Origin of the sequence: Micromonospora sp. CA-244673 (assembly GCF_050948395.1) — a bacterium.
Classification (GTDB): domain Bacteria; phylum Actinomycetota; class Actinomycetes; order Mycobacteriales; family Micromonosporaceae; genus Micromonospora.
Genome location: NZ_CP192019.1, coordinates 6071183 through 6083546 on the forward strand (window position 1 = coordinate 6071183; position 12364 = coordinate 6083546).

Annotated in this window: 13 protein-coding genes; 1 reads left to right on the forward strand and 12 read right to left on the reverse strand. The window is 72.3% G+C overall.

The window, feature by feature from the left end:
* Positions 1–3: 3 nt before the first annotated feature.
* The 8 genes from atpA to glyA all read right to left on the reverse strand — a co-directional run bounded on the left by atpA (position 4) and on the right by glyA (position 6404).
* Positions 4–1656 carry a F0F1 ATP synthase subunit alpha gene (atpA, locus tag ACQP12_RS27825; protein WP_357950878.1) on the reverse strand — a complete coding sequence of 551 codons (1653 nt, stop codon included), beginning with the start codon at positions 1654–1656 and terminating at the stop codon, positions 4–6.
* 85 nt (positions 1657–1741) lie between these two features.
* Positions 1742–2563, reverse strand: a complete 822-nt coding sequence (locus ACQP12_RS27830; RefSeq protein WP_433283186.1) for a F0F1 ATP synthase subunit delta — start codon at positions 2561–2563, stop codon at positions 1742–1744.
* A complete protein-coding gene (locus ACQP12_RS27835; RefSeq protein ID WP_189195714.1) occupies positions 2563–3102 on the reverse strand; it encodes a F0F1 ATP synthase subunit B in 540 nt (179 codons plus the stop codon). Before ACQP12_RS27835 ends, ACQP12_RS27830 begins: the two co-directional genes overlap by 1 nt.
* 29 nt (positions 3103–3131) lie before the next feature.
* Positions 3132–3365: an ATP synthase subunit C gene (locus tag ACQP12_RS27840; RefSeq protein WP_046563803.1), complete on the reverse strand. Its 234-nt coding sequence runs from the start codon at positions 3363–3365 to the stop codon at positions 3132–3134.
* Positions 3366–3433: 68 nt separating this feature from the next.
* Positions 3434–4231 carry a F0F1 ATP synthase subunit A gene (gene atpB / locus ACQP12_RS27845; RefSeq protein ID WP_154228420.1) on the reverse strand — a complete coding sequence of 266 codons (798 nt, stop codon included), beginning with the start codon at positions 4229–4231 and terminating at the stop codon, positions 3434–3436.
* 11 nt (positions 4232–4242) lie between these two features.
* Positions 4243–4479: an AtpZ/AtpI family protein gene (locus ACQP12_RS27850; protein ID WP_357950887.1), complete on the reverse strand. Its 237-nt coding sequence runs from the start codon at positions 4477–4479 to the stop codon at positions 4243–4245.
* Positions 4480–4690: 211 nt separating this feature from the next.
* Positions 4691–5122 carry a hypothetical protein gene (locus tag ACQP12_RS27855; protein WP_433283187.1) on the reverse strand — a complete coding sequence of 144 codons (432 nt, stop codon included), beginning with the start codon at positions 5120–5122 and terminating at the stop codon, positions 4691–4693.
* Positions 5115–6404 carry a serine hydroxymethyltransferase gene (gene glyA, locus ACQP12_RS27860; RefSeq protein WP_357950893.1) on the reverse strand — a complete coding sequence of 430 codons (1290 nt, stop codon included), beginning with the start codon at positions 6402–6404 and terminating at the stop codon, positions 5115–5117. Before glyA ends, ACQP12_RS27855 begins: the two co-directional genes overlap by 8 nt.
* Positions 6405–6439: 35 nt before the next feature.
* Between glyA and ACQP12_RS27865 the strand changes: the two genes are divergently transcribed.
* A complete protein-coding gene (locus tag ACQP12_RS27865) occupies positions 6440–7909 on the forward strand; it encodes an SDR family oxidoreductase (RefSeq protein ID WP_433283189.1) in 1470 nt (489 codons plus the stop codon).
* 9 nt (positions 7910–7918) lie between these two features.
* On the opposite strand, the gene ACQP12_RS27870 is transcribed toward ACQP12_RS27865, so the two are convergent.
* The 4 genes from ACQP12_RS27870 to prmC form a co-directional block, all read right to left on the reverse strand.
* Positions 7919–10030, reverse strand: coding sequence for a transglycosylase domain-containing protein (locus ACQP12_RS27870; protein ID WP_357950898.1), 2112 nt, complete (start codon positions 10028–10030; stop codon positions 7919–7921).
* Between the two features lie 112 nt (positions 10031–10142).
* Positions 10143–10754 carry a phosphotyrosine protein phosphatase gene (locus ACQP12_RS27875; RefSeq protein ID WP_433283190.1) on the reverse strand — a complete coding sequence of 204 codons (612 nt, stop codon included), beginning with the start codon at positions 10752–10754 and terminating at the stop codon, positions 10143–10145.
* Positions 10755–11399 (reverse strand): L-threonylcarbamoyladenylate synthase, encoded by a 645-nt coding sequence (locus ACQP12_RS27880; RefSeq protein ID WP_355056294.1) that lies wholly within the window; start codon positions 11397–11399, stop codon positions 10755–10757.
* Positions 11399–12346 carry a peptide chain release factor N(5)-glutamine methyltransferase gene (gene prmC / locus ACQP12_RS27885; protein ID WP_433283191.1) on the reverse strand — a complete coding sequence of 316 codons (948 nt, stop codon included), beginning with the start codon at positions 12344–12346 and terminating at the stop codon, positions 11399–11401. The genes ACQP12_RS27880 and prmC overlap by 1 nt, the downstream gene beginning before the upstream one ends.
* Positions 12347–12364 lie beyond the last annotated feature (18 nt).

Consider the following 12364-nt stretch of genomic DNA (forward strand, 5'->3'; position numbering starts at 1 on the left):
GGCTCAGCTCTCTGCCGGGCGGTCGGTCGTGCCGTCGCGGAAGCGGGTCACCGACTCGCGGTTCTCCTCGCCCTCCATCGGCTGCGCCGCCGGCTCGTTGAGCCGGACCTCGTCCTCCTTGCCCAGGAAGACCTTTTTGAACTCGGTGATGGCCGAGTCGAGCGAGCCGATGATGTCGTCGTCCCACTTGTTGTCGGCGATCCCGGCCAGCACACCCTCGTGCTTGTGCCGCAGGTACTGGAGGAACTCCGACTCGAAGCGCCGGACCTCACCCACCGGGATGTCGTCCAGCTTGCCCTCGACGCCGGCCCAGACCGAGACGACCTCTTCCTGCACCGGGTACGGCGAGTAGTTCGGCTGCTTGAGCAGCTCGACGAGGCGGACACCGCGGTCCAGCTGGGCCCGGGAAGCCTTGTCCAGGTCGGAGGCGAAGGCGGCGAACGCCTCCAGCTCGCGGTACTGGGCCAGGTTGAGCCGGAGCGAACCGGCCACCTTCCGCATCGGCTTCACCTGCGCGGCGCCACCGACCCGGGAGACCGAGGTGCCGACGTTGATGGCCGGCCGGACGCCCTGGTTGAACAGGTCGGTCTCCAGGAAGATCTGGCCGTCGGTGATGGAGATGACGTTGGTGGGGATGAACGCCGAGATGTCGTTCGCCTTGGTCTCGATGATCGGCAGACCGGTCATCGAGCCGCCGCCCAGCTCGTCGGAGAGCTTGGCGCAACGCTCCAGCAGCCGCGAGTGCAGGTAGAAGACGTCACCCGGGTAGGCCTCACGGCCCGGCGGGCGGCGCAGCAGCAGCGACACGGCGCGGTACGCCTCGGCCTGCTTGCTCAGGTCGTCGAAGACGATCAGGACGTGCTTGCCGCCGTACATCCAGTGCTGCCCGATGGACGAGCCGGTGTAGGGGGCGATGTACTTGAAGCCGGCCGGGTCGGACGCCGGGGAGGCCACGATGGTGGTGTATTCCATCGCGCCCGCCGCTTCCAGCTGGCCCTTGATCGAGGCGATCGTGGAGGCCTTCTGGCCGACGGCGACGTAGATGCAGCGGACCTGCTTCGTCGGGTCGCCCGAGCGCCAGTTGTCCCGCTGGTTGAGGATGGCGTCCAGGGCGACCGTGGTCTTGCCGGTCTTCCGGTCACCGATGATCAGCTGCCGCTGGCCACGGCCGATCGGCGTCATGGCGTCGATCGCCTTGATGCCGGTCTGCAGCGGCTCGAACACGGACTGCCGGGCCATCACGTTCGGAGCCTGCAGCTCCAGCTCACGGTAGCCCTCGTCGGCGATGTCGCCGAGGCCGTCGATCGGCCGGCCGAGGGCGTCGACCACGCGGCCGAGGAAGGCGTCGCCGACCGGGACGGAGAGCACCCGGTCGGTGCGCTTGACGCGCTGCCCCTCCTCCAGCTTGGCGGAGTCACCGAGAACGACGACACCGATCTCCCGGACGTCGAGGTTCAGCGCCACGCCGAGCGTGCCGTCCTCGAACTCCAAGAGCTCGTTGGTCTTGGTCGAAGGCAGGCCCTCGACGTGGGCGATGCCGTCGCCGGTGTCGGAGACGGTGCCGACCTCCTCGCGGGAGACGTCGGTCGAGTAGGACGAGACGTAGCGCTCCAGGGCGCCGCGGATCTCGTCCGTCGAGATGGTCAGCTCGGCCATCCTCTGCTTCCTTAAGTATCAGGGGCCCGGGATACCTAGTACCGACCGGTCCGATGGCGTCGAATCAGGGCTGCTCAGTCGCTGATCAGCGCTTCGCGAGCGCGTTGCGGGTCTCGTTGAGGCGGCGCAGGACGGTGCCGTCGTACAGGTCGGAGCCGACCCGCACACTCACCCCACCGAGCACGTCCGGATTCACCGTCTGCTTGACGGAGACCTCCCGACCGTACATCTGGGAGAGGCGGGCACCCAGGCGTCGCTCCTCCTCGTCACTCAGCGGGGCGGCCACGGTCACGTACGCGACCTGGCGGTCGCGCCGGTCCGCGGCCAGCTCGACCAGCCGGGTGAGCGCGCCGCTGAAGGAGCGTCCCCCGAAGCCGGCGAGTGCGGCACCGACGAGGTAGCCGGTGACCGGTCGGGCCTTGCCGGCGAGCAGCTGGTCGGCCAGGGTGGCCCGCTGCTCGGCCGGGACCATCGGGTCGGAGAGGGCGGTGGACAGCTCCGGGGAACCGGAGACGACCTGCCCGAAGCGGAACAGCTCGTCCTCGACCTCGCCCAGCTCGCCGGCCTTGTCGGCGCTCGCCAGGAGCGCTTCGACGCCCAGCCGCTCGACGCCGTCGAGCAGTTCCGACGGGGCCGACCAGCGGCCGGCGACCAGCGAGGCGAGCAGGTCAAGCGCGTCCGCGCCGATCCGGCCGCGCAGCATGTCGCCGAGCAGGCCGCTCCGGTCCGCCCCGGCCCGGGCCGGGTCGGAGAGCGCCCGGCGCAGCCGCGGCTCGCGCCGCAGCAGGGCGGCGACGGAGAGGATGTCGTCGGCGGTGGAGGCCACCGCCGACGGCTCCGCGCCGCGGGCGTACGCGTCGAGGCGGTCCGCCGCGACCTTGTACGACTCCCGGCTGGCGGCCTGCATCAGCGGGCCCCCGTGCTCTCGAGACCGCTCAGGAACCGGTCCACGGTGCCCTTGCGACGCGCCTCGTCGGCGAGCGACTCACCGACGATCTTGCTGGCCAGGTCCACCGCGATGGTGCCGACCTCGGTGCGCAGCTCGCGCACGATGGTGGCCCGCTCGGCGGCGAGCTGCTCCTTGCCGGCCGCGATGATCCGGTCGGACTCCTCGCGCGCCTTGGCGAGGATGTCCTGGCGGATGCCCTCGGCGTCGGCCCGGGCGTCGTCGCGGATCTTGGCGGCGTCGGTACGCGCCTCCGCGAGCTGGGCCCGGTACTGCTCGAGCAGCTGGTTCGCCTCGGCCTGGGCGGCCTCGGCGCGCTTGATGCCGCCCTCGATCGCGTCGACCCGGGCCTGGAACGTCTGCTCCATGCGCGGGAAGACGAACTTCATCAGCACGAAGCAGAGCACGATGAAGGCGATGCCACCGACCACGATCTCCTCCCAGGCGGGAATGATCGGGTTGTGGGCCGCTTCACCACCCTCCGCGGCGAGGAAGTACATGGGAAAACCTCCCGGTCAGAAGGGCTGGATCAGGCGGTGCCGGCCCAGATGAAGCCGAAGGCGATGCCGAGCAGCGCCAGGGCCTCGATGACGGCGAAGCCGATCCAGACGTACGGGAGGGTCATCCGGGACGACTCCGGCTGGCGGGCCGTCGACTGGATGTAGGCCGAGAAGACCAGGCCCACGCCGATGCCCGGGCCGATGGCGGCCAGGCCGTAACCGATGGCAGCGGTGCTGCCCGTTACCTCGGCAAGGATGCTCATTGCGGTTCCTCCTGGTTATCACGCGTGACGGTCACGCGGGACGACAACGGTTGGTGCGAAAGAGTGGATCAGTGCTCTTCGGCGAGCGCGCCCTGCACGTAGCTGGCGGTCAGCACCGTGAAGACGTACGCCTGCAGACAGATCACCAGGAACTCGAGGAAGGTCAGCGCGATCGTCATCACCCAGGACAGCACCGAGACCGGGGCCAGCCAGGCGTTGGCGCTGAGCATGGCGAACCCGCCGAGCGTGAAGACCAGCAGGAGCATGTGACCGGCGAACATGTTCGCGAAGAGACGGACGGCCAGCGAGAACGGCCGAACCAGGAACGTCGAGAAGAACTCGATGGGGATCAGCAGCGGCAGGATGTACCAGGGCGCCGGCGGGATCAGCGAGTTCTTGAAGTACTTCGCGAAGCCGTGGTGCCGGATGCCGATCCAGTTGAACATCACGTAGCTGATCACGGCGAGGAAGGCCGGGAACGCGATGTGCGAGTTCGGCGAGATCTGGAAGAACGGGATGATCGCGAACGCGTTCGTCAGCAGGATGAAGCAGAAGAGCGTGGTGAAGTACGGCGCGAACCGCACCCCCGCGTGCCCGATCATGTCGACGGCGATGTTGTTCCGCACGAAGCCGTAGATCGACTCGGCGAACCACTGCTTCTTCGTCGGCACCAGCTTCGGGTTGCGGTAGCTGAGCAGGAAGAACAGGATCAGAACCCCGACGGCCAGCCAGACCATCAACGTGATCTTGGTGAACCAGTAGTTGTCGTGCGCACCCCAGGGCAGGATGCTGGGCAGGTAGAAGTCCTCCACACTGGGTGGGAATTCCGCCTGGCCCGCTGCCAGGACGTTCGCCTGTCCGAACACCGCGTCCCTTCCTAAGTAGGCGTGCCGAGTCGGCGGACGACCAGGATGATCCCCCCGGCCATGCCGAGCACAATCCCGATCCCGGTGGCGATGCCGCCGGTGTCGAGCCAACGGTCGACCAGCCAGCCGATGAAACCCCAGACGAGCATGCCCCCGATGAGGTATGAGAGCGCGGTCCAACCCTGACCGGCACCGGACGGAACGTCGCCCGGGCCGCCAGTGCTGGGGGGTTTCTGGTCACCGGCCATGACGGGGCGAACGATATCAGTCGAGCCGAAGAGGCTGTGCCTCACCCCCCGCACAACCTGGTTGTGTGGGACACGGGTGGGCGAAGTCGTCTGGAGGCACGCTACTCCCCTCCCGCCACTGAGAGAATGACCGATCGCGGACACGTCGGCGCGCCGTCCGACAGGTGGGACCGCGCCATCGATCGAGCCCGCGGGCGTCCGCCCGCGGTGATCAGCGTGCGACCCTGCGGGAGTGCACCGTGGCCAGCCACCAGATGTGCACCCCGGTCCAGACCACCACGCCCGCGGCGATGCCCAGGGCGAACGGGACGAGCCCCGGCCAACCGGTCGACGCGACCAGCACCATCACCCCGCCGAGCAGGGTCATCTTGGCGATGTAGACGCCCAACCCGAACGGCAGCACGAGCTGTGGGTCCCGGGCGTCCGCCCACGCCAGCACGACCGTGGTGAGCGAGTAGCTGACCGCGGTGACGGCCACGCCGGCCGCCGCGCCGAGCGCGCCGTCGGCGCCCCGGGTCACCCCGCCGGCCACCGCCGCCACGGCGGCCATCAGCACCGAGGCGGACACCAGCACCGGCAGGTGGCGCAGCCGCCAACCGCGGTCCGCGGCCGCCTCCGCCGCGCGCGTCCCCGGCTCAGCCACGGGGGTACGCCGGGAAGGCACCGACCAGCTCGGTCACGTCGCCGGCGATCCGGCCCAGCTCGTCCGCGCCCCCGGCCGACTCCGGGTCGGTGCGCACCGCACGGGCGATGAGCGTGGCGATCCGGCGCATCTCCCCCTCACGCATGCCCTGCGTGGTGACGCTCGGCGTGCCCACCCGGATGCCGGAGGCGACCATCGGCTTCTGCGGGTCGTACGGGATGGCGTTCTTGTTCAGCGTGATGCCGGCGGCGTCGCAGCGCGCCTCGGCCGCGGCGCCGGTCACCCCGGTCTCGCGCAGGTCGATCAGGGCCAGGTGGGTGTCGGTGCCGCCGGAGACCGGCCGCATGTCCTCGGCGGCCAGCCCGTCGGCGAGCGCCTGGGCGTTGCTGACCACCTGGGAGGCGTACGCCCGGAACTCGGGTTGGGCGGCCTCGCGGAGGGCGACCGCCTTGGCGGCGACCGCGTGCATCAGCGGGCCGCCCTGGGTGAACGGGAAGACGGCCTTGTCGATCCGGGCGGCCAGCGACTCCCGGCAGAGGATCATGCCGCCGCGCGGGCCACGCAGCACCTTGTGGGTGGTGCAGGTGACCACGTCGGCGTGCGGGACCGGGGACGGGATCGCCCGGCCGGCGACCAGCCCGATGAAGTGCGCCGCGTCCACCATGAGGTACGCCTCGACCTCGTCGGCGATCTCCCGGAACCGGGCGAAGTCGATCAGCCGGGGGTACGCCGTCGCGCCGCAGATGATGAGCTTCGGCCGGTGCGCGAGGGCCAGGTCGCGGACCTCGTCGTAGTCGATCAGCTCGGTGTCCCGCCGGACGGTGTAGCCGACCGGGTGGAACCACTTGCCGGAGAAGTTCACCCGGCTGCCGTGGGTGAGGTGTCCGCCGTGCGGCAGGTCCATGGCCAGCACGGTGTCGCCCGGCTGCACCAGGGCGGCGTACGCGGCCAGGTTGGCGCTCGCGCCCGAGTGCGGCTGGAGGTTGGCGTGCTCGGCGCCGAACAGCTCCTTCGCCCGGGCGATGCCGAGCTCCTCGGCCCGGTCCACCTCGGCGCAGCCGCCGTAGTAGCGCCGGCCCGGGTAACCCTCGGCGTACTTGTTCGTCAGCGTGGAACCCAGGGCGGCCAGCACGGCCGGCGACGTGAGGTTCTCGCTGGCGATCAGTTGCAGACCGCCGCGCAGGCGCGCCAGCTCCCCCAGCACCACCTCGGCGATCTCCGGATCGGCGGCGCTGAGCTGCTGGAAGTCCGGCCCCCAGAAGGTGTCCCTCGCGTTCTCCACAGCGAAGGAGTCTACGGAGCCGCAGACTGGGAGCTGTGAGATGCCTCGTGACCGGCGCCACGGGTTACATCGGTGGACGCCTCACGCCCCGGCTGCTGGCCGACGGGCACACCGTCCGCTGCCTGGCCCGGAAGGCGGGGCGGCTGCGCGACGTGCCGTGGGCGTCCCGGGCCGAGATCGCCGAGGGCGACCTGCGGAAACCGGAGACGCTGCCGGCCGCGTTCGAGGGCATGGACGTGGCGTACTACCTGGTCCACTCGCTCGGCCAGCGCGGCTTCGAGGCGGCCGACCGCGAGGCGGCGGAGAACTTCGCCGCCGCGGCCCGCGCCGCCGGCGTACGCCGGATCGTCTACCTCGGTGGGCCGGAGCCGGCGGCGGACCGGAACGTCCCGTCGGCGCACCTGCGGTCCCGCGCGGAGGTCGGCCGGATCCTGCTGGCCAGCGGGGTGCCGGCGGTGGTGCTGCGGGCCGCCGTGATCATCGGTTCCGGCTCGGCCTCGTTCGAGATGCTGCGCTATCTGACCGAGCGGCTGCCGGGCATGGTCACGCCGCGTTGGGTGCGCAACCGGATCCAGCCGATCGCCGTCCGCGACGTGCTGCGCTACCTGGTCGGCTGCGCCGACCTGCCGCCCGAGGTGAACCGGGCCTTCGACATCGGCGGCCCGGAGGTGCTCACCTTCCAGGACATGATGCAGCGGTACGCCCGGGTCGCCGGGCTGCGCCGGCGGGTCATCCTGCCGGTGCGGCCGCTGACCCCGTCGCTCTCCTCGCACTGGGTCGGCTGGGTGACGCCGGTGCCCAACGCGATCGCCCGGCCGCTCGTGGAGAGCCTGGTCCACGAGGCGGTCGCCGGCGAGCACGACATCGCCCGGTACGTGCCGGACCCGCCCGGCGGGTTGACCGGTTTCGACGAGGCGGTGGCTCTGGCGCTGGCGAAGGTCCGCGACGGCCAGGTGGAGACCCGGTGGTCGACCGCGAGCGGGCCGGACGCCCCGGCCGAACCGCTGCCCAGCGATCCCCAGTGGTCCGGCGGGACGGCGTACACCGACGTGCGGGAACGGGCGGTGGGCGCCCCGGCGGCGGCCCTGTGGCGGGTCGTCGAGGGGGTCGGCGGCGAGCACGGCTGGTACTCGTTCCCGCTGGCCTGGTCGGTGCGGGGCTGGCTGGATCGGCTGGTCGGCGGGGTGGGGTTGCGCCGGGGCCGGCGGGACCCGCACCACCTCCAGGTGGGCGAGGCGCTGGACTTCTGGCGGGTCGAGGAGATCGTCCCCGGCGAGCTGCTGCGGCTGCGTGCCGAGATGCGGCTGCCCGGCCGCGCCTGGCTGGAGATGCGCGTCCAGCCGTCCGGCGACGGCGGCAGCCGCTACGTCCAGCGCGCCGTCTTCCTTCCCCACGGCCTCCCCGGCCACCTCTACTGGACCTCGGTCGCCCCGTTCCACGCCATCGTCTTCGGCGGCATGGCCCGCAACATCGCTCGCGGCGCCGAGCGCCCCGGCCCCCGCTGACCCGGGGGGTCAGTTGCCGGTGCGCGGGCTGGTGCGCTCGAAGGCCACCGTCTGGCTCGGCGGGACGAAGTCCAGGACCGGCTGGTCGCGCAGGGCCCACGCGAGGAGGCGGCCCACGGCCTCGATCTGGCGGACCTGGACCCCGCCGCCGACGGCGTCCCGGGGGTTGTCCGGGTTGGCGGCGATGGTCGCCACGGAGAGCTGCGGCGTGAAGGCGACAACGGTCTCCGTGGCGTTCCGCTCGGAGCTGCCGGTCTTGCCGGCCAGCGGGCGGTGCAGGCCGGGGGCCAGCTCCTCGGCGGTGCCGCCGGAGCAGCGGCGGTACATCGACTGGTCGCCGACCGGGCAGCGGGCCGCGTCCGCCGCCGCCCGGGCCACCTCGGTGTCGAGCACCTGCCGGCAGTCCGGGTTGCCGGCGGCCACCTTCCGCCCGGTCGGGTCGCTGATCGAGGTGATCGGGGTGGGCCGGCACCAGGTCCCCTCGGCGGCCACCGTGGCGTACGCGTTGGCCAGGTCGAGCGGGGTGGTCGAGGAGACCCCGAGGGTGAACGGCCCCCAGTTCTTCGCGCCGTCCCGGGCCAGCTTGGCGTCCTCCGGCGAGCGGAACACGATGCCCAGCCGCTCGGCCATCTCCACCACCCGGTCCGCGCCGACCCGCTCGGTCAGCCAGGCGAAGTACGTGTTCACCGAACGGCCGAACGCGTCCCACATGGTGCGGTCGCCGTCCATCCAGGGCGGGTTGGCGTTCTCCGGGCACCAGTGGCCGCCGCAGCTCGCCGGGCCGCCGTCGATCGGGTACTTCGTGACGAAGACGCTGGGAGCGTCGAACTCGGTGTTCAGCGGCAGCCCGGACTCCAACGCGGCCAGCACCGCGAAGAGCTTGAAGGTCGAGCCGGCCTGGTAGCCCTCGATGCCCGCGCCGCCGGCGACCAGCTGGTTGACCGTGTTCGGGTAGTTCTGCCCGGCGGTCGGGTTCGGGGCCACGCTGTAGTTGCGGTTCACCGTCATGGCCAGCACCCGGCCGGTGCCCGGCTGCACCACCGCGGTCGGCGCGGCCCGCTGGTTGGTGTTCGGATAGATCCGCAGCACCTGCTCGGTGGCCTTGGCCTGCACGTCCGCGTCGAGCGAGGAGACGATCGACCAGCCGCCCCGGCGCAGCGTGCGCTGCCGCTCGTCCGCCGTCTTGCCGAAGGCGGGTTGGGCGTTCCACCACTGGGTGAACCAGTCGCAGAAGAAGCCCCAGTCGTTGTGCCCGGCGGGCACCGCGGTGCAGTCGTTCGGGGTGGCGCTGGGCTTGAGGTTCAGCTGCTCGGCCCTGGCCCGGGCGGCGTCCGCCTCGGCCACCTGGCCGGTCGCCACCATCCGGTCCAGCACGTACGCCCGGCGGCCCAGCGCCGAGTCGGCGTCGCCGTTGATCGGGTCGTCGGTGTCGGGCGACCGGACCAGGCCGGCGAGCAGCGCCGACTGGGCCAGCGTGAGCTTGTCCGGTGTGGTGGAGAAGTAGCGCTTGCTGGCCGCCGCGATGCCGTACGCCCCGGCGCCGAAGTAGGCGATGTTCAGGTAGCGCCCGAGGATCTCGTCCTTGCTGATCCGGCGTTCCAGGGCCAGCGCGTACCGCATCTCGCGGATCTTGCGGCCGAGGCTGATCTCGGTGGCCTTGGCCCGCTGCTCCTCGGTGAGCCGGGGGTCGCCGGCCAGCGCGTTCCGCACGTACTGCATGGTCAGCGTGGAGGCGCCCTGCCGGGTGCCCTCCCGCCGGTTGGCCGTGAAGGCCCGCGCCACGCCACGCACGTCGACGCCGTGGTGTTCGTAGAACCGCACGTCCTCGGCGGCCACGATGGCCTGGCGCATCACCGGCGCCACCTCGCCGACCGGCACGTCCACCCGGTCCTCGGTGTAGAACGACGTGATCAGCGTGCGGCCGTCGCTGGCGTAGAGGTTGGAGCGTTGGGCCGGCTCGGGCGTCTTCAGCGACTCCGGCAGCGCGGCGTAGGGCATCAGGTTCTTGAAGCCGAGCCCGAAGACCAGCGCGGCCGGCAGCGCGGCGGCGGCCAGGACCAGTCCGGCGAGTACGCCGGCGAGCAGGACGGTGAACAACTTGTCGAGTTGGGCCCGGTTCATCAGCTCTCCCCGCAGGAGCCGGCCGTACGGACCCGTCCAGAATGACCGGATTCGGCAGTTTCGCCGCCATCTTCGGCGAAACGCGCAGGAAGTTCGCGAGAAAGGATGAACCTCAGGGAAGCAGCGCGGCGGCCAGCGGCTGGACGGTCTCCTCGATCTCGTCGGCCACCCGGCTGAAGCACTGGTCGCCGCGACCCCACGGGTCGTCGAGGTCGTCGGTGGGCAGCGCGGCGCTGCCCTGCCGGGCCGCGTCCGCCGCCGCCACCAGCGCCACGCCGCGGGCGTACACCGCGTCGGGGGTGGCCTCCACCGGCGGCAGCCCGGCCCGGTCCAGCGCGCCGAGCAGCCGGCCGAACTCGCCCAGCACGAAGGTGCGCCCGGCGGCGTCCGGTCGCAGCGCCACCACGTACTCGTGCTGGTCGGCGGTGGCCGTGAGGACCAGGTCGGCGGCGTCGATGAGGTCGGAGCGGAGCCGGCGGGCGGCGAACCCGTCCACCGCGCCGCCGCGCGAGGTCACCTGCCGGGCCGCCGGCGGGTTCATCTCCTCGCCGGCGTGCCAGCCGCCGGTGCCGGCGCTGTGGCTGTGCACCAGCTCGTCGGAGCGAACCGGGTCGACGCCGAGCCGGCCCAACCGCTCCCGGACGGCGAGCACCAGCAGGCGCTCAGCCATCGGGGACCGGCAGATGTTGCCCATGCAGACGTGCAGCACGGTGAACGGGGGCACTCAGACCCCCCGCTCGTCGAGGATGTCCGGCACCACGTCGCGCAGCTTCTCCAGCGTCACCGCGCCCTGGCGCAGCACCCGGGGCACCTCGCCGGTCAGGTCGACGATGGTGCTCGGCACCGGGTCGAGCGCCGGGCCGGCCTCCAGGTAGGCGCGCACGCCGTAGCCGAGCTGGTCGCGGGCCTCCTCGGCGGTGAGGGCGGCGGGCTGGCCGACCTTGTTGGCCGAGGCCACCGCCATCGGGCCGGTCTCCCGCAGCACCTCCAGCGCCACCGGGTGCAGCGGCATCCGCACCGCCACCGTGCCGCTGGAGTCGCCCAGGTCCCAGGCCAGGCTCGGCGAGTGCTCCACCACGATGGTCAGCGCGCCCGGCCAGAACGCCTCGACCAGCTCGCGGGCCGAGCGGGGCAGCGAGAAGACCAGGCCGTCGAGGGTGTGCCGGGAACCGATCAGCACGGGCGGCGCCTGCCGGGCGCCACCCTTGGCGTCCGCGAGGGCCTTCACCGCGTACGGGGTGAACGCGTCGGCGCCGACGCCGTAGACCGTGTCGGTCGGCAGGACGACGAGTTCCCCGTTCTTGACCGCCTCGATGGCCGCCTCGATGCCGCGGTCCCGGTCTGCCGGCGACCGACAGTCGTAGAGCATCACGAGGAGCCAGTCTGCCACGCCGGGGCGACGTCGGCGTGCTGGCCGTCCGCCCGGCGGGACGCTGTCGCGAACCGGGGCCGCCCGACCAGGTCGCGGTGCTCCTCGACCCGCTCGTAGCGTCCGTCGGCGGCGAGCAGCGCGGGCACCGCCGTGGCGTGGGTGTCGTCGTGCTCGACGCCGAGCACGCCGCCGGGGCGCAGCAGCGCGGCGGCCCGCACCACCACCGGGCGGATCACGTCCAGCCCGTCCGCGCCGCCGAACACCGCCTCGTCCGGATCGTGGCCGGCCACCTCCGGCGGCACCACCACCGACCGGGGCACGTACGGCGGGTTGCAGAGCAGCACGTCGACCCGGCCCACCAGGTCGGCGAGGAGCGCCGGGTCGGTGACGTCGGCGGCCACCACCTCGATCGGCCGGTCCCCGGCCGCGGCCCGCTCGGCGGCGTTGCGGCGCAGCCAGTCCAGCGCCGCCGGGGACCGCTCCACGGCCACCACCCGCGCCGACGGCAGCTCCTGGGCGACCGCCAGGGCGATCGCGCCGGAGCCGCTGCACAGGTCGACGACCAGCGGCGCGGCCGACCGGCCCGCCTGCTCGATCCCCCAGCCGGCGAGCAGTTCGGTCTCCGGGCGGGGCACGAAGACCCCCGGGCCGACCGCCAGCTCCAGGTGCCGGAAGCCGGCGACGCCGGTGAGGTGCTGGAGGGGTTCCCGGGCCCTCCGCCGGTCGACAAGCGTGTCGAGGCGGTCGCGCTGCGCCGGGGTGAACCCGTCGGCGAGCGCCAGCCGCCCGCGCGGCACGTCCAGCACGTACGCGGCCAGCTGCTCGGCCTCGGCGCGGGCCGCCTCGACGCCCGCCGCGGCGAGAGCCCGGGCCGCCCGGGCGACCACCAGTGAGGGGCGCTCGCGTTCTGACCCTTCGGACGGGTGTTGCGGGAGGGAGGTCACGACATAATCATGAAGCGT